The 20012-nt window shown below is 60.6% G+C and carries 20 protein-coding genes and 1 pseudogene; 6 read left to right on the plus strand and 15 right to left on the minus strand.

What is annotated here, in order from left to right; all coding sequences use genetic code 11:
* Positions 1-35: 35 nt before the first annotated feature.
* Positions 36-2537 carry a glycerol-3-phosphate 1-O-acyltransferase PlsB gene (plsB, locus tag J3P92_RS05840; RefSeq protein WP_434562517.1) on the minus strand — a complete coding sequence of 834 codons (2502 nt, stop codon included), beginning with the start codon at positions 2535-2537 and terminating at the stop codon, positions 36-38.
* A gap of 240 nt (positions 2538-2777) precedes the next feature.
* Between plsB and J3P92_RS05845 the strand changes: the two genes are divergently transcribed.
* Entirely contained in the window at positions 2778-2987 is a 210-nt protein-coding gene (locus tag J3P92_RS05845; protein WP_007927922.1) for a cold-shock protein, read from the plus strand.
* Between the two features lie 139 nt (positions 2988-3126).
* Here the strand turns inward: J3P92_RS05845 and J3P92_RS05850 are convergent, their stop codons facing one another.
* The 3 genes from J3P92_RS05850 to dapE form a co-directional block, all read right to left on the minus strand.
* On the minus strand, positions 3127-3504 hold the full coding sequence (locus J3P92_RS05850; RefSeq protein ID WP_420764225.1) for a hypothetical protein: 378 nt from the start codon (positions 3502-3504) through the stop codon (positions 3127-3129).
* A 79-nt stretch (positions 3505-3583) separates the two neighbouring features.
* Positions 3584-4393: a putative RNA methyltransferase gene (locus J3P92_RS05855; RefSeq protein WP_434650091.1), complete on the minus strand. Its 810-nt coding sequence runs from the start codon at positions 4391-4393 to the stop codon at positions 3584-3586.
* On the minus strand, positions 4393-5544 hold the full coding sequence (dapE, locus tag J3P92_RS05860) for a succinyl-diaminopimelate desuccinylase (protein WP_434650092.1): 1152 nt from the start codon (positions 5542-5544) through the stop codon (positions 4393-4395). Before dapE ends, J3P92_RS05855 begins: the two co-directional genes overlap by 1 nt.
* Before the next feature lie 305 nt (positions 5545-5849).
* Between dapE and tcdA the strand changes: the two genes are divergently transcribed.
* A complete protein-coding gene (gene tcdA, locus J3P92_RS05865) occupies positions 5850-6662 on the plus strand; it encodes a tRNA cyclic N6-threonylcarbamoyladenosine(37) synthase TcdA (RefSeq protein ID WP_053182857.1) in 813 nt (270 codons plus the stop codon).
* A gap of 125 nt (positions 6663-6787) precedes the next feature.
* Here the strand turns inward: tcdA and J3P92_RS05870 are convergent, their stop codons facing one another.
* The 4 genes from J3P92_RS05870 to J3P92_RS05885 form a co-directional block, all read right to left on the minus strand.
* Positions 6788-7192, minus strand: coding sequence for a SufE family protein (locus J3P92_RS05870; protein WP_434562523.1), 405 nt, complete (start codon positions 7190-7192; stop codon positions 6788-6790).
* Entirely contained in the window at positions 7189-8394 is a 1206-nt protein-coding gene (locus J3P92_RS05875; RefSeq protein ID WP_434650093.1) for an aminotransferase class V-fold PLP-dependent enzyme, read from the minus strand. The genes J3P92_RS05870 and J3P92_RS05875 overlap by 4 nt, the downstream gene beginning before the upstream one ends.
* 73 nt (positions 8395-8467) lie before the next feature.
* The gene (gene dapD / locus J3P92_RS05880) at positions 8468-9502 is read right to left on the minus strand and encodes a 2,3,4,5-tetrahydropyridine-2,6-dicarboxylate N-succinyltransferase (protein ID WP_420764230.1); all 1035 of its coding nucleotides are present in this window, start codon (positions 9500-9502) and stop codon (positions 8468-8470) included.
* A 32-nt stretch (positions 9503-9534) separates the two neighbouring features.
* Complete coding sequence (locus tag J3P92_RS05885) at positions 9535-9843, minus strand: arsenate reductase (protein ID WP_238349422.1); 309 nt, start codon at positions 9841-9843, stop codon at positions 9535-9537.
* Between the two features lie 37 nt (positions 9844-9880).
* On the opposite strand from J3P92_RS05885, the gene J3P92_RS05890 reads away from it, so the two are divergent.
* Positions 9881-10312, plus strand: a complete 432-nt coding sequence (locus J3P92_RS05890) for a hypothetical protein (RefSeq protein WP_434650094.1) — start codon at positions 9881-9883, stop codon at positions 10310-10312.
* Positions 10313-10396: 84 nt separating this feature from the next.
* Here J3P92_RS05890 and J3P92_RS05895 read toward each other — a convergent pair whose 3' ends face one another.
* Entirely contained in the window at positions 10397-10768 is a 372-nt protein-coding gene (locus J3P92_RS05895) for a helix-turn-helix domain-containing protein (protein ID WP_434609812.1), read from the minus strand.
* Between the two features lie 5 nt (positions 10769-10773).
* Complete coding sequence (locus J3P92_RS05900) at positions 10774-11076, minus strand: type II toxin-antitoxin system HigB family toxin (RefSeq protein ID WP_434609814.1); 303 nt, start codon at positions 11074-11076, stop codon at positions 10774-10776.
* 1027 nt (positions 11077-12103) lie between these two features.
* Here J3P92_RS05900 and J3P92_RS05905 point away from each other — a divergent pair.
* Positions 12104-12466 (plus strand): DUF6124 family protein, encoded by a 363-nt coding sequence (locus J3P92_RS05905; RefSeq protein ID WP_434650095.1) that lies wholly within the window; start codon positions 12104-12106, stop codon positions 12464-12466.
* A gap of 237 nt (positions 12467-12703) precedes the next feature.
* On the opposite strand, the gene J3P92_RS05910 is transcribed toward J3P92_RS05905, so the two are convergent.
* Positions 12704-13006 (minus strand): Fis family transcriptional regulator, encoded by a 303-nt coding sequence (locus J3P92_RS05910; protein WP_420764233.1) that lies wholly within the window; start codon positions 13004-13006, stop codon positions 12704-12706.
* A gap of 10 nt (positions 13007-13016) precedes the next feature.
* Complete coding sequence (locus tag J3P92_RS05915; RefSeq protein WP_434650096.1) at positions 13017-13358, minus strand: type II toxin-antitoxin system RelE/ParE family toxin; 342 nt, start codon at positions 13356-13358, stop codon at positions 13017-13019.
* 86 nt (positions 13359-13444) lie between these two features.
* Between J3P92_RS05915 and J3P92_RS05920 the strand changes: the two are divergent.
* Positions 13445-13591 (plus strand): annotated as a pseudogene (locus tag J3P92_RS05920) (DUF6124 family protein); the annotation flags it as partial.
* Positions 13592-13854: 263 nt separating this feature from the next.
* Here J3P92_RS05920 and dapC read toward each other — a convergent pair.
* The 3 genes from dapC to map form a co-directional block, all read right to left on the minus strand.
* Positions 13855-15054 carry a succinyldiaminopimelate transaminase gene (gene dapC / locus J3P92_RS05925; RefSeq protein ID WP_434650097.1) on the minus strand — a complete coding sequence of 400 codons (1200 nt, stop codon included), beginning with the start codon at positions 15052-15054 and terminating at the stop codon, positions 13855-13857.
* 136 nt (positions 15055-15190) lie between these two features.
* Positions 15191-17893, minus strand: a complete 2703-nt coding sequence (locus J3P92_RS05930) for a [protein-PII] uridylyltransferase (RefSeq protein WP_434650098.1) — start codon at positions 17891-17893, stop codon at positions 15191-15193.
* A 44-nt stretch (positions 17894-17937) separates the two neighbouring features.
* Entirely contained in the window at positions 17938-18720 is a 783-nt protein-coding gene (gene map, locus J3P92_RS05935) for a type I methionyl aminopeptidase (protein WP_186705495.1), read from the minus strand.
* 375 nt (positions 18721-19095) lie between these two features.
* Between map and rpsB the strand changes: the two genes are divergently transcribed.
* Positions 19096-19833: a 30S ribosomal protein S2 gene (gene rpsB / locus J3P92_RS05940; RefSeq protein WP_003198231.1), complete on the plus strand. Its 738-nt coding sequence runs from the start codon at positions 19096-19098 to the stop codon at positions 19831-19833.
* Positions 19834-20012 lie beyond the last annotated feature (179 nt).

Genomic DNA, 20012 nt, shown 5'->3' on the forward strand with positions numbered 1-20012 from the left:
GGGGCCCCAGTGAAATCCTGGGGCCTGTGACAGAATCAATCCTGGGTGACTGGCGTGTCCGGAGCCATGGCGTCTTCACTGCGATGCAACGCCACCTGGCGGATCGACAAGCGAATCTCCGCCGGCAACACACGCTTGGCCGCGCCTTCGGCCAATTCGCCGAGCAGCTCGTGATAGCTTAGCTTGCCCGCTTCATCACGGCGCAGTACGTCGAGGTCGAGCATCGTCTGGATGAAGTGGCGGAACAGGCTCTTGTCGAAGAACTCCGGCGCGTTGAGTCCGTGCAGTATCGACAGCCGCTGGGCCATGACTGTGCAGAGGTCTTCCAGTTCTTCGGCGCTGATGCTGTTCTGCCCGCTGTTGAGCAGCAGCGAAACGGTCATGTAGAAGCGCTGCAAGGTCTGGGCGATGCTCTTCGATAGCAAGGTCAGCAGCACAAAGTGTCGAGAACTTGGAACGGGACGCAAGTACAGGTCTTTCTCGAAGCGCAGCAGGCCCTGTTCGACGAACGCTTCAAGCCACTGGTCGACCACATCGTCCAGTTCTTCCAGCGACCAACGAATGAACAGCTCCGATTGCAGGTACGGATACAGGGCCCGTGTATAACGCAGGATCTGTTCGCGGCTCATGCGCGAGCTGCTCTGGAAGAAGCTCGCCAGCAGCGCCGGAAGGGCGAAGATGTGCAGCACGTTGTTGCGGTAGTAGGTCATCAACACCGCGTTCTGTTCATCCAGATACAGAATCTTGCCCAAGGCATCGCTCTGTTCCGACAGCAGGTCCATGCCTTTGACATGCTCGATCAACGCCCGGCCGTCGCCCTCAGGCAAGGTGGTGTGGGGCGAATAGGGCACTTTGCGCAGCAGCGCGAGGTACAAGTCCAGCACGCGGGCCATGGCCTGGTCGTCGAGAGCCAGTCGGCTGGTGGACAGCAATGCCAGGGCGACAAGGTTGACCGGGTTGATAGCGGCGGCCTCGTTCAGGTGCCGCGCCACGCGTTCGCCGAGGCGGTTGGTGGTCGCGTTGAGCCAGGCCGGCTTGAATTGCGGGCCCAGCTCCTGCTGGCGCCAGCCAGGTTGCTCGCCGTCGAGGAATTCCGCCAGCTTGATCGGCTCGCCGAAGTTCACCGCCACTTGGCCGAAGCGTTGCTTGAGGGCGCCGATGACCTTGAAGATGTCGAAGATCGACTCCTTCTTCTTGCTCGCGCCGCGCAGTTCGCCCAGGTAGGTACGGCCTTCCAGGACCCGCTCATAACCGATGTACACCGGCACGAAGACGATGGGCATGCGTGACGAGCGCAAGAAGCTGCGTAGGGTAATGGCGAGCATGCCGGTCTTGGGTTGCAGCATGCGCCCGGTGCGCGAACGGCCGCCTTCGACGAAGTACTCCACCGGGAACCCCTTGGTGAACAGCGTATGCAGGTATTCGTTGAACACGGCGGTATAGAGCGGGTTGCCCTTGAACGTGCGGCGCATGAAAAACGCCCCGCCGCGGCGCAGCAGGCTGCCGATCACCGGCATGTTCAGGTTGATGCCGGCGGCGATGTGCGGTGGCGTCAGGCCATTGCGAAACAGCAGGTACGACAGCAGCAGGTAGTCGATATGACTGCGGTGGCAGGGGACATAAATGACTTCATGGCCTTGGGCAACGTTTTGCACGCCTTCGATGTGGTTGACCTTGATGCCGTCGTAGATCTTGTTCCAGAACCAGCTCAGCACCACTTCCAGGAAGCGGATGGCCGTGTAGGTGTAGTCCGAGGCGATCTCGTTGCCGTAGCGCAGGGCCTGGGCTTTGGCTTTCTCCGGCGAGATCTTCTCCCGCTCGGCTTCTTCGGCGATGGCCTGCTTGACCAGCGGCTGGTTCAACAGACCCTTGACCAGATGGCGTCGGTGGGAGATGTCGGGACCGATGACCGCCGCTTTCAAGTTGCGAAAGTGTACCCGCAGGATCCGCTGGGCCATGCGCACGGTGCGTTCGTGGCCTTTATCGTGCTCGATCAGTTCGCGCAGATGGATCGGGGCGGAGAACTGCACGCGGGTCTTGCGCCCCAGGATCATGATGCTCAGCAATCGGCGCAGGCGTCCGGTGACCGCCCAACTGTCGGCGAACAACAGTTTCCACGGGCTGGATTCGCTGTCGGGCGATTGGCCCCAGAACACGCTGACCGGAATGATCTGCGCGTCCTCGGCGGCGTTGTGGGTCAGCACGTCGACCAGCCGCGTCAGGGTGGGCGGCGCACCGCGTTTATCCTGGCGCCCGAGCCAGTCCGGTGCCGGCGTCAGGTAGAAAAATGCCGCCGGCTCCAGCAGGTTGCCCACCGAGACCGGCAGTACCGGGCGCGGCAGGCCGGCCTTGGTGCATTCGGTGTCGAGCACCGCCAGGTCGGTCAGCGAAGGGTCTTGCAGGACGTAGAACACGGGGCGACTGCGGTCGAGGTTGAGGGTAAAGGACGACTGATTGATCGTCTCGGAGCGAACCCAGAGATATAAAAGTCGGCGCAAGGTGCCAAACACAAGACGGCGGAACGGGGAGCGGGTCATACGGCTTCTGCATGAGTGAATGGGATGGAGCGGGCGCCAGTGTGCCGGATTCGTCGAAAATCGGCAAAAAAGCACCGAAGTAAAGTCAGTTGAGAGTTTTTCCGGGTGTCATATACTCGGCCGGTTACTGCCCGGGGCTTCCCCATGGACGTTCGGACGGTGGCTTAGGTTCGTACGGCTTTGCCTTTTCAATCGGGCGGGAAAAGCCGACTTAACAATAAGAAAACAGGAGTGAGCATCATGGCAACACGCGAAACCGGCAGTGTGAAGTGGTTCAACGACGCCAAGGGCTACGGCTTTATCCAGCGCGAGGGCGGAGCGGATGTGTTCGTGCATTACCGCGCGATCCGTGGCGAGGGCCACCGCTCACTGACCGAAGGCCAGCAGGTCGAGTACGCGGTCGTGGAAGGCCAGAAGGGCCTGCAGGCTGAGGATGTGGTGGGGTTGTAAGCCGCATTCACCGGCAACACAAAACCCTGTGGGAGCGAGCCTGCTCGCGAAAGCTGTGTATCAGACAATGACTCATTAACTGTCACACCGCTTTCGCGAGCAGGCTCGCTCCCACATTAGATCAGCGCTGGGCGCTAAATCACGCCGTTTTCCAGGTAATCTCTTCTTCCCCATCGGCGCTGATGCGGATCCAGCGGTCCGCCGATTCTTCCCCTTCTTCTTCCACCCAGGAGCCGGGCGCGCAGCGCACTTCGACGTTCAGCGCGGCGAAGGCGGCGCGGGCGCAGGCAATGTCGTCTTCCCACGGGGTCTGGTCACTTTCCAGATAGAGGCTGTTCCATTTTCCTACGGCCTTGGGCAGCCAGGTCACCGGAATGTGGCCAGCCTTGCACTTGTAGGTCTGGCCTTTCTGTACCCAGTCGCTGCATGGGCCCAGGGCCTCGCCTAGCCAGTGGGCGATGGCCTTGTGGTCAACGTCGGCGTCCTTCAGGTAAATCTCGATATCGGGTTGGCGCATGGATGTCCTCACTGCGGTCTTGAAAAATCCATTCGCGGATTTAGCTGGCCCCAAGCGATTGCCAGGGGCCAAAGGTTAATTATTGAACAATGAAATAATCGTAGCGCATCGACACCGTGACTTCGAACGGCTCGGCCTGTTCGATCACGTTGGCGCGGCGCTCGGCGCTGGCGCGCCAGCCGTGGGGCGTCATCGCCAGCAGATTGGCGCGGTCCTGGCCGCTGTCGAGCGTCAGCTTGAATTCCAGGGTTTCGCTGTGATCCAGCGCCATGCCGGGCGGCACCAAGGCCAGGTGCTTGTCGTCCGTGTACCCGCGCACTTCGTCGTACAGGCGCTCGCGCAATTCCATCAGGTGGCCGGCGGTAGGGCCGACTTTCATCAGGCCGCCGCCGGGGCTGAGCAAGCGCTTGGCCTCTTGCCAATCCAGCGGGCTGAACACACTCGCGAGGAACTGGCAGCAGCCATCCGCCAGCGGCACCCGGGCCATGCTGGCGATCAACCAGGTAAGCCGCGGGTTGCGTTTGCAGGCGCGCTTGACCGCTTCGCGGGAGATGTCGAGGGCATAGCCATCGGCGTTGGGCAGGGCATCGGCGATTTGCGCGGTGTAGTAGCCCTCACCACAACCGATGTCGAGCCAACGTCCAGGTGCCCGTTCGGCCGCCAATTCGGCCAGGCGCCGGGCGACCGGGGCGTAGTGCCCGGCGTTGAGAAAGTCGCGGCGAGCTTCGACCATCGCCTGGTTGTCGCCGGGGTCGCGGCTGTTCTTGTGCTGCACCGGCAACAGGTTCAGGTAACCCTGCCGCGCACGGTCGAACCGGTGGCCGGCGGGGCACACGACGCCGTTGTCCACGGCGTTCAGCGGTTCCCTGCAGATCGGGCAGGCGAGCATCAGGCGAGCAACTTGATCAGCGTCTTGTAGTAGATCTCGGTGAGCACGTCGAGATCAGCCGCCAGCACGCGTTCGTTGACCTGGTGGATGGTCGCGTTGACCGGCCCCAGCTCCACGACTTGCGTGCCCATGGTGGCGATGAATCGACCGTCGGACGTACCGCCGCTGGTGGAGGCTTTCGTCTCGCGGCCCGTCACGTCCTTGATGCTCGATGACACGGCGTCCAGCAGGGCACCCGGCTCGGTGAGGAATGGCAGGCCGGACAAAGCCCAGTCGATGTGCCAGTCCAGCTGATGCTTGTCGAGGATATCGGCGACGCGCTGTTGCAGGCCCTCGACGGTGGATTCAGTGGAGAAGCGGAAGTTGAACACCGCTTCCAGATCGCCGGGGATCACGTTGGTCGCGCCGGTGCCAGAGTTCAGGTTGGAGATCTGGAAGCTGGTCGGTGGGAAGAAATCGTTGCCATGGTCCCAGTGCTCGGCGGCGAGTTCGGCCAGGGCCGGCGCGGCCAGGTGGATCGGGTTCTTCGCCAGGTGTGGATAAGCCACGTGACCCTGTTTGCCGCGTACGGTGAGTTTCGCGCCGAGGGAGCCGCGACGGCCGTTCTTGACCACATCGCCCACCAGCGTGGTACTCGACGGCTCGCCGACGATGCACCAGTCCAGGCGCTCCCGGCGGGCCTTGAGGCGTTCGACCACGGCCTTGGTGCCGTGGTGGGCCGGGCCTTCTTCATCGCTGGTGATCAGGAAAGTCAGCGAGCCCTTGTGGTCCGGGTAGTCGGCGACAAACCGCTCGGCCGCCACAACCATCGCCGCCAGGCTGCCTTTCATGTCCGCCGCGCCGCGGCCGCAGAGCATGCCGTGTTCGTCGATGACCGCATTGAACGGGTCGAGCTGCCACGCCTGCTCCGGACCGGTCGGCACCACATCGGTGTGGCCGGCGAAGCACAGCACCGGGCCGTCCTGCTTGCCATGGCTGGCCCAGAAGTTATCCACATCCTCGATGCGCATCGGCTCCAGCTTAAAACCGGCGTCGCCCAGGCGCTGCATCATGATTTTCTGGCAATCGGCATCCAACGGCGTCACGGACGGACGGCGGATCAGGTCGATGGCGAGTTGCAGGGTCGGCGAAAGGTCGGCGTGGGCCGTCATGGAAGCTCCGGGAATAATGTGGACGCAAGGCTAGTGCGGGAGCAGGCTGGCTCGCGCAAAATGGCGGTTATCTTATAGCAAAACGACCATCATGGGCCCCTGGTGCTGGTCGGTTGGAACACAAATCCTGTGGGAGCGAGCCTGCTCGCGATGGCGGTTGATCAGTCGATACTCTATTGACTGGACTGACGCCATCGCGAGCAAGCTCGCTCCCACAAGGGGAAATTGGTGGGATTCAATTCGCGAACAGCTCGAATTGCCACGGCAAAGCCCTATAATGCGCGCCGGTTTTTGGGGTAACGGTCATGAGTACAGAAGATCCACGGTTTGCCGGCATCGCCCGTTTGTATGGCATCGAAGGCCTGGAGCGCCTGCGGGCGGCCCATGTGGCAATTGTCGGTGTTGGCGGCGTCGGATCCTGGGCGGCGGAAGCCATTGCCCGTTGTGGCGTGGGCGAGATTTCGCTGTTCGACTTGGACGACGTCTGCGTCAGCAACGCAAACCGCCAGCTACACGCCCTGGATAGCACCGTCGGCAAGCCCAAGGTCGAGGTGATGGCCGAGCGGCTGCGCGGCATCAACCCCGATTGCACCGTGCATGCAGTCGCGGACTTCGTCACCCGCGACACCATGGCCGAGTACATCACGCCGAACATCGACTGCGTGATCGACTGCATCGACAGCGTCAATGCAAAGGCCGCGCTCATCGCCTGGTGCAAGCGCCGCAAGATCCAGATCATCACCACCGGCGGCGCGGGCGGGCAGATCGACCCGACGCTGATCCAGGTCTGTGACTTGAACCGCACCTTCAATGACCCGCTGGCCTCCAAGGTGCGCTCGACCTTGCGCCGCGACTACGGCTTCTCCCGCACCGTGACCCGCCACTACAGCGTGCCGTGCGTGTTCTCCACCGAACAGCTGCGCTACCCGAAACCGGATGGCAGCATTTGCTTGCAGAAGAGTTTTGTCGGAGACGGCGTCAAGCTCGACTGCGCCGGCGGGTTCGGCGCGGTGATGATGGTCACGGCGACGTTCGGCATGGTCGCGGCGACCAAGGCTGTGGATAAGATTGTCGCGGGCGTGCGCCGGCCGGCGGACAGGGTCAAGCCCGGGGAGTGATGCAGCGCAGTTGACTAAGGGAGTGATGACCTGTGGCGAGGGAGCTTGCTCCCGCTGGGCTGCGCAGCAGACCCATTAATGTGAGCGCTTCGCGCTCAAGCGGGAGCAAGCTCCCTCGCCACAGGTTATTGCGTCAGTTCGCGCATGCGCTTCAACACCGCATTCAATCCATTGCTGCGCGACGGCGATAGCTGCCGCGATAACCCCAACTGATTGAACCAATCCGGCAAATCCACCTGCTGTAACTCGTCAGCGGATAAGCCATTGACCCGCGCGAGCAACAACGCCACCAAGCCACGGATCAATCTCGCATCGCTGTTGGCGGAGAACTGCCAGTGGCCGTCGCGCAACTGCCCCACCAACCACACCTGGCTCTCACAGCCGTGGACAAGGTTGGCGTCGCACTTGTCTGCATCGCTCAATGGCGCCAGGCGATCGCCCCACTGCATCAGCAGGCGGGCCCGCTGTTCCCAACCGGAGGCGTCCTGAAAAACTTGCAGCGCGGCGACCGCATCGGCAGGCAGGTTCATCGCAGCATCTCCAAGGCCTGGTCCAGGGCCTCGAAGAAACGTTCGAGATCGGCGGAGTCGTTGTACAGCGCCAGCGACACCCGAATCGCCCCGGACAGCTTCATATGCCTGAACAGCGGCATTGCGCAGTGATGCCCGGCGCGCACGGCGATGCCTTGCTCGGTCAGCAGGTGCGCCAGGTCGGCATTGTGGATACCGTCGACCACAAAACTGACGAGGGCCAGTTGCGGCTCGCCCACCAGGCGCACGCCGTTGCGCGCCTGCAGGCCGTGAAGCAGATAGTCATGCAGGGCAGTTTCATGATCGATGACCGCCTGCCCGTCGAGGCCGGACAGGTAATCGAGGGTCGCTCCCAGGCCGATCACACTGGCGATAGGCGGCGTCCCGGCTTCGAAACCCAGTGGCGCCGGGCGGAAGGTGGCGCTGTGGTAATCGGCCTGCTGCACCATTTCGCCGCCAAACTGCCAGTGACGCAGTTGGCCAAGCGCTGCGGTGCGGCCAAACAGCACGCCCAAGCCTTCCGGGCCGTACAGCTTGTGACTGGAAAACACATAGAAGTCGCAGCCCAAGGCCTCCACATCATGACGACCATGGACGACGCCTTGGGCGCCATCGATGACCGTCAGCGCACCCTGCGCCTTGGCCATCGCCAGCAATGCCGGCAACGGCTGCCAAGTGCCAAGCACGTTGGACAATTGGCTCACCGCCAACAGGCGCGTGCGAGGGCCGATAAGCTCGGCGGCCGCAGCGCTGTCGATAACGCCGTCGGCGTCCAGTGGCAGTACCACCAGTGTCAACGCGCGGCGCTCGGCCAGTTGCTGCCAGGGCAACAGGTTGGCGTGATGTTCCAGGGCGCTGACGACAATTTCATCGCCTGGGTTGAACAGGTGTTCCAGCCCGTAGGCGAGCAGGTTCAACGCCGAAGTGGCGCCGTGGGTGAATACGATTTGCCCGCAGTCACCCGCGTTGAGCCATTGTGAGACCTTGAGGCGACTGTCTTCGAATGCTTGGGTGGCCAGGGCTCCGGGCAGATGTTGCGCCCGGTGCACGTTGGCCGCGCCGTTGGCGTAGTAATGCGCCAGAGCGTCGAGCAAAGCTTGGGGTTTTTGCGTGGTGGCGGCGTTGTCCAGGTAGGTCTGGCCTTGCCGTTGCAGGGCGGCGATGGCCGGGAAATCGGCACGCCAGGGGGATTGAATCAACATGCTTGCGGGCCCTGCTGGAGTTACGCCGGACCCTGTGGGAGCAAATCTGCTCCCACAGGTGATGGTGTGGAGCTTAGTTGTGCGCGTGCAATGCTTCGTTCAGCTCGATGGCCGACTTGTGGGTCTTGCATTCCACCGCGCCGGTCTCGGAGTTACGGCGGAACAACAGGTCCGGCTGGCCGGCCAGATCGCGGGCCTTGACCACTTTGACCAGCTGGTTGTTCTCATCCAGCAGGGCGACTTTGGTGCCGGCGGTCACGTACAGGCCCGACTCCACGGTGTTGCGGTCGCCCAGCGGGATACCGATGCCGGCGTTGGCGCCGATCAGGCAGCCTTCGCCGACCTTGATCACAATGTTGCCGCCGCCCGAGAGAGTACCCATGGTCGAGCAGCCGCCACCCAGGTCCGAGCCCTTGCCGACGAACACGCCCGCCGAAACACGGCCTTCGATCATGCCCGGGCCTTCGGTGCCGGCGTTGAAATTGACGAAACCTTCGTGCATGACCGTGGTGCCTTCGCCCACATAGGCGCCCAGGCGCAGGCGCGCGGCGTCGGCGATACGCACGCCGGCCGGGACGACGTAGTCGGTCATTTTCGGGAATTTATCCACCGAGAACACTTCCAGCAACTCGCCACGCAAGCGGGCTTCGAGCTGGTGCTCGGCCAGTTCGGCCAGGTCGATCGCGCCCTGGCTGGTCCATGCCACGTTTGGCAGCAGCGGGAAGATACCGGCCAGGTTCAGGCCGTGAGGCTTGACCAGACGATGGGACAACAGGTGCAGCTTCAGGTAAGCCTCAGGGGTGGAGCTCAGCTGGGCATCCTCGGCCAACAGGGTGGCGACCAGCGGCTTGTGGCTTTCAGCCAGGCGAGTCAGCAGCTTGGCTTGCGCGGCGTCGACGCTGCGAAGTGCCTCGGCCAGTTGCGAGGCCTGGGCGGTGGTGAATGTGATGGCCTGGTTGCCTTCGCTGTAGCCAAGGATCGGCGCGACGGCTGCCACGATTTCGGCCGACGGGTTGAGCAATGGCTGTGCGTAGAACACTTCCAGCCAGGCGCCTTCACGATTTTGGGTGCCGACGCCGAAGGCCAGGCTGAACAGGGTAGTGGACATGAAATTACCTCTACAAAATGGACTGGGCAGGCTTACTTGATTTCTGCCGCGTAGATATCTGGCTTGAAGCCAATCAGGGTACGGTCACCGAGGTCGAGCACCGGGCGCTTGATCATCGAGGGTTGGGCGAGCATCAGTTCGATGGCTTTCGTCTGGTCGAGATCGGCTTTGCGTTCGTCGTCGAGTTTGCGAAAGGTCGTACCGGCGCGGTTCAACACCACTTGCCAGCCATGCTCGTCGCACCATTGAGTCAGGTGCTCACGGTCGATGCCGGCGGTCTTGTAGTCATGAAAATCGTAATGCACAGCGTGATCATCGAGCCAGGTGCGCGCCTTTTTCATCGTGTCACAGGCTTTGATGCCGAAAAGGTGCAACGTTTTGCTTGAATCGGTCAAGGAACTGCCCCCTTTGCAGGTGCCGGAAATAAAAGGTGAAGGATTATGCCATGACCGGACGGTTTCGCGGCGACCCAGGTTGATGTACACCAAAACCTGTGGGAGCGAGCTTGTGGGAGCAAAGCTTGCTCGCGATACAGGCGACACGGTTCAACTGCAACACTGTGTCATCGTTCATCGCGAGCAAGCTTTGCTCCCACAGGCTCATTCCACAGGGCAGGGCTGCGACATAGGTGTAACGGCCAAGCTGATGTTAGGCGGTCAATATGGCACTTCAACTGCAAGCTGTTGCCGGATATGTGTAGTTGGCATTGCAGTTAAGCTTATTCCGACCCGTCTGCGTGGCTGGGTCAACCCCGAGAGGGATCCAGAAGATCAACAATTTGCGATCATCGAGATCACATCCATTTTCTGATCCTTACCCTAACGACAAAGCCCGCAGATGTGGGCTTTGTCGTTTCTGGAAGACATAAAAAAGCCCGGACTGCCCGGGCTAGTATCAGGCAGCTTTTACTGGCTTTATCAGGCTTTCTGCTGGAATGCCGAACATATCGTGAAGCTTCCAGATCATGGGCAGAGTTAACGAGCGTTTACGGTTGAGCACCTCGTATACGCGGTTCGTTTTTCCGATAGCGGGAGCCAGATCGGCCGCGGTGAGTCCGGATTGCTCCATGCGAAACTTGATGGCTTCAATTGGGTCAGGCAGATCAACCGGGAAGTTCTTGGTTTCGTAGGCCTCGATCAGAGTGATCATGACTTCGAAAGCATCGCCTTCCGGGGTGCCAGGTTCAGGCTCATTCTCAAACAGGGGAGAGATCTCTTTGAGAGCTATCCGGTATTCGTCATCGGTGCGGATTGGGCGAATGTTCATGGTGATTACTCCATTTCCACGGTGTTTACGTCGATCTCATCGTACCGACGATGAGTGCCGACAAACTTGATGTACACAGCGCCGAAGCGGTAGGCAATGGCGACCACCAGGCGGTAGTCGTTACCCTTGATGTTGAATACCACGCGGCGACTCTTGAGAATGCTTGCGTTACCGTATTGCGCCTTGATGTCGTTTGGGTTGGTCCAAGTGGCTTTTTTGGCATCGTCAAGCCAAGCCTTAAGCTGCTGTTCGGAATCTGGGTATTTCTCCCAGAAGGCTTTCAGGTGACTGATGGCGATAATTCTCATGGGTGAGAATGTAGTCCCGTGGTGGGACTTTTGCAAGCATTCACAAGCAACAGCTTGCAGTTCTGCCGGGCACTCTGTTTCCGATATCTTGGGCCCATCTTCCACAGGGGACGCCATGAGATTGTTCGTAGGCGCGGTAGCTATTGCTTTGCTGGCGGGGTGTTCTACGTCGCCAGTTTCTCCAGGCGAAGCGAAGCCGGTTCCGAAAGACTGATCCTTGCTTTCTCCTCAAAGCCGAAAGAGACATACGGAACCGTAGTCGTGACTCGAGACACGGGGTTCCTGGGGCGCGACTGCTATGTCGCTGTCCATATCGACGGAACGCTTGCTGCACGAATCGATGCCGGTGAGGTGGCGAAATTCTTTCTGCCCACGGCGATCACTTCGTCGGGCTCGGCATAGACAAGCAAGGCGGCATGTGCAGCTAGCCAGACCTCATAAAAAGCAAAGCCGCCCGAAGGCGGCTTCAATCGACACGCAGTTGAGCTTGCTCTGCCCCTTCTGCGTGGCTGGGTCAACCCGGAGAGGGACCCAGACTCCTGCCAGCGTTCGCCGGTGACGGGGGCGATCATGGCTACTGATATCAGCGAATTCAAGCGAGCTTGATTCTTGAAACAGGCTGCATGAGTTTTTTTGCGGTGTTAAACCCGTAAAATCAAGGGCTTGCTTCGATGAGGTGCGTTTTATTTCTTTTCTTGTCTGAGCAAGCGCTTGTGGTCTGTCAGACGCACCGAAGTTTCCGACAAGTTTTTAAGGTTGTCCGTCGGAAGCGAGGGCTCTAGCCTCTGGGTGTTGCTGCCAGTTCAGCGACCGGACGTGAGAATCCGAACTCCTCTAGGCGCGCAGGCGTCGACCATATAAAGTGCAGGCGCTTTTCGTCTGCGCATTATGTTATGGCGGCTGTGCGCGGGCATGCTTCGGCATGGCCGGGCTTCTAGGGACTCGGATTCTCACCCCGCGTACGGCTGCCACCCTCCGGTCCGTGAGAAGACTCGGTGGCGGCTCCCAATTCTCTAGGAGCAATAACATGATCAAAGATACGCCTAATCCTCCAAAGCCAGCCTCCACTTTCCCCTACGGCGATTACGCCCCCGAAAAACTGCAAGAAGCAGCTGACCGTGTGCTGGATCAATATCTCAAGCCTGATGACGACAGCAAGTCAGAGCCCAAGCCCTCAGTGCATTTATTCACTGTGGCTGACGGTATCGACACCGAAGTGTTGCTGGCCAACCTCAGCGAAACCCTGGCTTCGGCCAATGCAATGCTCAACGACCTTGCCTTCGATCAGGACGGCTCGCGACGGCATGTAGCGTTGGGGGTGGCGCAGATGATTGAGTTGGGGATGTTGTTGGCGAACAAGTGCCTGGATCGGGTAGAGCTTCGGACTTGATGTGATAAGTGCTGGCCTCTTCGCGAGCAGGCTCGCTCCCACAGGGTATGTGGTGTCAACAAATATGAGGTCTAAATCAAACCCCTGTGGCGAGGGAGCTTGCTCCCGCTGGGCCGGGCTGGCGCTCCAGCGCGAAGCGGCCCTGAAACCGGGCAGCGCGGTATGTCAGGCAGATTGAGTTGACTGCTTTGGGGCTACGCAGCCCAGCGGGAGCAAGCTCCCTCGCCACAACAGCTGTTATGCGTGGGTTTCTTCCTGCTCAGGCACCAGCCGTACTTCCACCCTCTGACCCAACGCACGCGCTGCGCTGGCAAGTGTTGCCAGCGTCATCCCCGCATCGTTCTGATCCAGCGCACGATCAACAGCAGTGCGACTGGTGTGCATCCGCTGTGCCAAGGCCTTTTTGGTCACTTTCTGAAGCTTCATTGCTTCGGCAATCTGCCAGGCAATAACGCGTTTGAGCGCAGCTGCGGAAACTTCTTCGGCGATACCTTGCTCGGCGAGGAAGTCGTCAAAATCAGATCCGATGTGTTTGTTCATTTGCTGTGCCTCATAGTCTTGCTTTGCGTTGCTTGGTGGTTGCCATGTCGGTGGTTGGCGTTTTTTGACTTTTCTTTATGAAAGCGTGGAGCAGAACCATGTCAGAGCCCACCACAGTGAAGAGAACGCGGGCGATGGTATCTCCAAGGTCAATCCTGACCTCCCATAGCCCAGTGTCCAGCTTGCGAACCACCGGCATACCTATAGGCCAACCAATCTGAACGGTTTTGATGTCAGTCCCGATCATCCGTCTATGCTCGCGAGGCAGGTCAGTCAGCCATTCGCGAACAGGCTCATTCCCGGCGTCGGTGCGGAAGAAACGTACGTTCAGTATGGGGGCAATATCAACCATGAATGGGAGTGTACCGAAATAGGTGCATTTCACAAGTCCGGTTGCTACTGTGAATGTCTACAGAATCCTGCGATTGCGGGCATCTCCTGGCCTCGGCCTATGCAGTACTCAGCAACCTGACGTTTGACCTGGACGGCTCGCGACGGCATGTAGCGTTGGGGGTGGCGCAGATGATTGAGTTGGGGATGTTGTTGGCGAACAAGTGCCTGGATCGGGTAGAGCTTCGGACTTGATGTAATAAGTGCCGGCCTCATCGCGAGCAGGCTCGCTCCCACAGGGTATGTGGTGTCAACAAATATGAGGTCTACATCAAACCCCTGTGGCGAGGGAGCTTGCTCCCGCTGGGCCGGGCTGGCGCTCCAGCGCGAAGCGGCCCTGAAACCGGGCAGCGCGGTATGTCAGGCAGATTGAGTTGACTGCTTTGGGGCTGCTACGCAGCCCAGCGGGAGCAAGCTCCCTCGCCACAACAGCGGTCCGCTTCAGCGCGATACAGCCATCAACCCCGGCGCTGGATAAACGCTCGGATCCGCTCCGCCGCTTCCACGCATTCGGCCAATGGCGCAACCAGGGCCATGCGCACGCGGCCGGTGCCTGGGTTGACGCCGTCCACGTCGCGGGACAGGTACGAGCCTGGCACGACGGTTACGTGTTCCTGTTCGAACAAGTCGCGGCAGAAGGCGGCATCATCACCCGCTACGTTCGGCCACAGGTAGAAGCTGCCATCGGGCCGTTGCACGTCGAGCACCGGGCTGAGGATCTCCAGCACCGCGTCGAATTTTTCCCGGTACAGCGCGCGGTTGGCCCGGACGTGCACTTCGTCGTTCCACGCGGCGATGCTCGCCAGTTGGGTCTGAACCGGCATCGCGCAGCCATGATAGGTGCGGTACAGCAAAAAGCCCTTGAGGATATCGGCGTCGCCGGCCACGAAACCGGAGCGCAGGCCCGGCAGGTTGGAGCGCTTGGAGAGGCTGTGGAACACCACGCAGCGCTTGAAGTCCTTGCGGCCCAGTTCGACGCAGGCGGTGAGTAGGCCTGGCGGCGGGGTTTGTTCGTCGAAGTAGAGTTCGCTGTAGCACTCGTCCGAGGCGATGACGAAGTCATATTCATCCGCCAGGGCGATGAGTTTCTTCAGCACATCCACCGGGATCAGCGCGCCAGTCGGGTTGCCGGGGGAGCACAGGAACAGGATCTGGCAACGTTTCCAGATGTCCGGCGAGACGGCATCGAAATCCGGATTGAAACCGTTCGTGTCCAGGCACGGCAGGTAATGCGGCTTGGCCCCGGCCAGGAACGCCGCGCCTTCGTAGATCTGGTAGAACGGATTCGGGCTCACCACCAGGGCGTTGTCGCCACGGTTGACCACGGTCTGGGTGAAGGCGAACAGGGCTTCGCGGGTGCCATTGACCGGCAGCACGTGGCGCGCCGGGTCGAGCCAGCCGTTCGGCACGTTGAAGCGGCGCTCGCACCAGCCGGTGATGGCTTCACGCAGTTCCGGGATGCCGAGTGTGGTCGGGTACACCGCCATTTTTTCCAGATTGCTGGCCAGCGCCTCGGCCACGAAGCTTGGCGAGCGACGCTTGGGCTCGCCGATGGACAACGCGATCGGGCGCTTGTCTGGGTTCGGCGTGACGCTGCCGAGCAGGGCGCGGAGTTTTTCGAACGGGTACGGCTGGAGCTGGTTCAAAGCGTTGTTCATCGGGGGCCTCGTTCAATGTGGGCGCGATCCTTTGTGGGAGCGAGCTTGCTCGCGACAGCGGTGGATCAGGCAACATCGGCTTGGATGTTCCGCGGCCATCGCGAGCAAGCGCGCTCCCACAGGGAGTGGTGTTCGTTCAGATGCTAATGCGAGTCAGGTGAGCATCGGGTTCCTGGTTGACGCTCAAGTGCTGGACGATCGCTTCCTGCAAGCGGCTGCAAAGCTGCGGATCGGACAACGGCTGGTTGTGGGCGTCGGTGATGAAGAAAACGTCTTCCACCCGCTCGCCGAGCGTGGCGATCTTGGCGTTCTGCAGCGACAGGTCGAATTCCAGGAAAATATGGCCGACTCGCGCCAGCAGGCCCGGGCGATCCGGTGCGCTGAGCTCCAACACCGTGACCTGACGCTGGGCGTCGTTGTGGATCGTCACTTGTGGTGCAAAGGCAAAATGCTTGAGCTGGCGGGGCACGCGTCGCTGGATGATGGTCGGGTAGTCCGCCGGGTTGCGTAGGGCGTCGGTGAGTCCGTCGCGAATCTGCTTGACTCGCGCCGGGTTGTCGCCAATAGAGTCGCCGTCAGTGTCGAGCACGATATAGGTGTCGAGGGTGAACTGGCTGGTGGACGTAATGACCCGAGCGTCATGGATGTTGAGATTGAGCTGATCCATCGCCGCCACCGTCACCGCGAAGAAGTCGTGCTGGTCCGGCGCATAGATGAAGATCTGCGTGCCGCCCTCGAACTCGCGCTGGGTGGTTTCCTTGATCAGCACCAGCGGCCCGCCATCGGCCGGTTGCTGGAGGATCGCGTCGCTGTGCCAGGCCACGTCGCCGGCGGTGTGGCGCAGGAAATAGTCATCACCCAATTGCGACCAGAGCTGCTCGACATCGTCCGGATCGGTGCCCCCGCGCACCAGGATATCCAGGGCCGCGCTTTGGGTGCGGCGGATCTGCTCTTCGCGGTCCACGGGGTTTTCCAGGCCACGGCGCAAGGCGCGCTTGGTCTCGGTGTAGAGCTGGCGCAACAGGCTGGCTCGCCAGGAGTTCCACAGGGTCGGGTTGGTGGCGTTGATGTCGGCAACGGTCAGCACGTAGAGGTAATCCAGGCGGGTTTCGTCGCCAACGGCCTGGGCGAAGTCATGGATCACCTGCGGGTCGGACAGGTCCTTGCGCTGGGCGGTGGTGGACATCACCAGGTGGTTCTGCACCAGCCAGACGATCAGCCGGCTGTCCCAAGTTGGCAGTTGGTGCCGCTGGCAAAAAGCCTCGGCATCCACCGCGCCAATCTCGGAATGGTCGCCCTGGCGGCCCTTGCCGATGTCGTGATACAGCCCCGCCATGTAGATCAGCTCGGGCTTGGGGAGCTTGGCCATGAGCTTGCTGGCCAGCGGAAATTTCTCCGACACCTGGGTGTACTGCAGCTTACGCAGATGCTTGATCAGGTTCAGGGTGTGGGCGTCGACCGTGTAGATGTGGAACAGGTCGTGTTGCATCTGCCCGACGATGTAGCCGAATTCCGGCAGGTAGCGCCCCAGGATCCCGTAGCGGTTCATGCGTCGCAGGTTGCGGTGCACGCCGATCTTGCACTTGAACAGTTCGATGAACAGGCTGGTGTTGCGGATATCGTGGCGGAAATCATCGTCGATCAGATGCCGGTTTTCCCGCAGCAGGCGAATGGTATCGGCGCGCACGCCCTTGATTTCCGGTTGCTGGGCCATGAGCACGAAAATCTCGAGCATGGCGAACGGGGTGCGGCGGAACACATTGGCATTGCGCGCTTCGATGTAGCCGTCGTGCAGTTGGAAGCGCGAGTTGATCGGCTGCGGCGGCTCCTCGTCCTCGGGGGCGAGGATGACCTCTTCGAAGTGCTGGATGATCAGTTCGCTGAGCTGGGCGATGCTCATCACGACACGGTAGTACTGCTGCATGAAGTTTTCGATGGATTGCTTGGCATCCTGTCCTTCGAAACCCAGCAGGCCGGCAATGGAGCGCTGATGATCGAACAGCAAGCGGTCCTCGGAGCGTCCGGCGAGCATGTGCAGGGCGTAGCGGACCTTCCATAAGAATTCCTGGGACGATGCCAGCAAGGCGTTCTCGCTTTCCACCAGGAAACCTTCGCCGGCCAGGGCTCGCAGGTTCAGCGTGCCGTACTGACGGCGGGCGACCCACAGGATCGTCTGGATGTCACGCAGCCCGCCGGGCGAGCCCTTGACGTTGGGCTCCAGGTTGTATTCGGTGTCGTTGTACTTGTGGTGCCGGGCCTTCTGCTCGGCATGCTTGGCCAGGAAAAAGTCTTTGCTGGGCCACATGTGCGCGGTGCTGGTCACATCCAGCATGCGCTGGCGCAGGCGCTCGGGGCCGGCGATGGTGCGGCTTTCCATCAGGTTGGTGATCACCGTCAGGTCGGCGCGGGCCTCGTCGGCGCATTCCTGCACAGAACGCACGCTTTGGCCGACTTCCAGGCCAATGTCCCACAGCAGCGTCAGGAAGCGCTCGATGGAATCGCGGAAAATCTCGTGGTCCGCGCTATCCAAAAGGATCAGCAGATCAATGTCGGAATAGGGGTGCAGTTCGCCACGCCCGTAGCCGCCCACCGCCACCAGCGCGATGTCGGCATCCTCGCTCCAGTTGAACTGGTCCCAGGCCTTTTGCAGGATGTTGTCGACGAACCAGGCGCGGTCTTCGATCAACCGGCGGATATCGCGGCCACTGCGAAAGCGCTGGTCGAGCACTTCGTGGGCCTGGCGGATCGCCTTCTTGAACGCCGAAATGGGGCTTGCCTTCAGGGCCAGTTCAGCCTGGAACTGGCCGCGGTCGAAGAGTTCGGGGTCCACCTGCGGCATCGAATGACTTTCCTTTCTATCTATATCTATAGGCTGGGTACGGGTCAGGCGGAAACGCGCGCGATGGTGTCATCGCTGCGCAGGGTAAAGATTTCGTAGCCGGTCTCGGTGACGAGCAGCGTGTGCTCCCATTGCGCCGACAACTTGCGGTCCTTGGTGATGGCGGTCCAGCCGTCGCCCAGTACCTTGGTGTCGGCGCGGCCCTGGTTGATCATCGGCTCGATGGTGAAGGTCATGCCCGCCTGCAGTTCCATGCCGGTGCCGGCGCGGCCGTAATGCAGGATTTGCGGTTCTTCATGGAACACCTTGCCGATGCCGTGGCCGCAGAACTCGCGCACCACCGAGAAACCGTTCTTCTGCGCGTGCTTCTGGATCACTTCGCCGATGTCGCCCAGGCGGCAGCCCGGTTTCACCAGTTCGATGGCCATGTACATGCATTCCTGGGTGACCTTGGACAGGCGTTCGGCCCACTCCGGTACGTTGCCGACATGGAACATCCGGCTGGTATCGCCATGGTAGCCATCCTTGATGACAGTGACGTCGATGTTCAGGGTATCGCCGTCCTTCAATGGTTTCTCATTGGGGATGCCATGGCAGACCACATGGTTGATCGAGGTACAGATCGACTTCGGAAAGCCTTTATAGTTGAGCGGGGCAGGGATGGCTTTCTGCTCGTTGACGATATAGTCGTGGCAGATGCGGTCCAGCTCTTCAGTGGTAACGCCCGGCTTGACGTAGTCGGCGATCATTTCCAGCACTTCGGCGGCGAGTTTGCCGGCGACACGCATTTTAGCGATGTCCTCGGGAGTCTTGAGGGTAACGGTCATACAGGCTCTCTCTGCGCCCGACGGCGCTGTTCAAAACGAAATGGGCGGCGGATGATGATCCATGCGGCCCTGAAAGAGGCGATTCTAACAGACGATCAGCGCAAATCCCCGTCCACATGCATCGCTTCTCTCTATAGGGGTGTGCATCCATGGCCCATGAAAGGGCTGTGGGAAGGGGGCTTCACCGGGATTTCAGAATCCGTGTTCCGTTTTCGCCCTTGCTGTGGTATAAAATGCGCCGCTTTCCGGGGATGACCCCGTAAGCTTAAATCCACACACGTGTCGACACGATGACCTGGGTGCCTTCGGCTTTCACCGCCGCTGGTTGGTCATTGGGATACGTGGAGGCCAAACCCGACTTATCAAGGAACTATCATGTCCCAAGTCAACATGCGCGATATGCTGAAGGCCGGTGTGCACTTCGGCCACCAGACCCGTTACTGGAACCCGAAAATGGGCAAGTACATTTTCGGCGCGCGCAACAAGATCCACATCATCAACCTTGAAAAAACCCTGCCGATGTTCAACGAAGCACTGACCTTCGTAGAGCGCCTGGCCCAGGGCAAAAACAAGATTCTGTTCGTCGGCACCAAGCGTTCCGCCGGCAAGATCGTTGCTGAAGAAGCAGCACGTTGCGGTTCGCCGTACGTCGATCACCGCTGGTTGGGCGGCATGCTGACCAACTTCAAGACCATCCGCGCTTCCATCAAGCGTCTGCGTGACCTTGAAGTCCAGTCCGAAGACGGTACTTTCGCCAAGCTGACCAAGAAAGAAGCGCTGATGCGCACTCGCGATCTTGAGAAGCTGGACCGCTCCCTGGGCGGTATCAAGGACATGGGCGGTCTGCCTGACGCACTGTTCGTGATCGACGTTGACCACGAGCGCATCGCGATCACCGAAGCCAACAAGCTGGGTATCCCGGTCATCGGCGTTGTCGACACCAACAGCAGCCCGGAAGGCGTTGACTACATCATCCCAGGCAACGATGACGCCATCCGCGCCATCCAGCTGTACATGGGTTCGATGGCTGACGCTGTTATCCGTGGTCGCAACAACGTTAATGGCGGCACCGAAGTCTTCGCTGAAGAAGCTCCGGCGGCAGCCGCTGAGTAATTGACGCCCTGGCGTTGACTCAGTAAGCAAAAAGGGGGCTTGGCCCCCTTTTTGCCACCTCGAAAACCACTTGTCGCAAGCGCAGCTACCTGTTTGTAACCTGCAGCGATCTATAAACAGTGGTTTTTCCAGGAAGAATTGATCGCCCGTTCGGTCGGGTGGAATGGTTGAAAACCTAT

Source organism: Pseudomonas sp. D3-27 (assembly GCF_051132165.1).
Taxonomy (GTDB): Bacteria; Pseudomonadota; Gammaproteobacteria; order Pseudomonadales; family Pseudomonadaceae; genus Aquipseudomonas.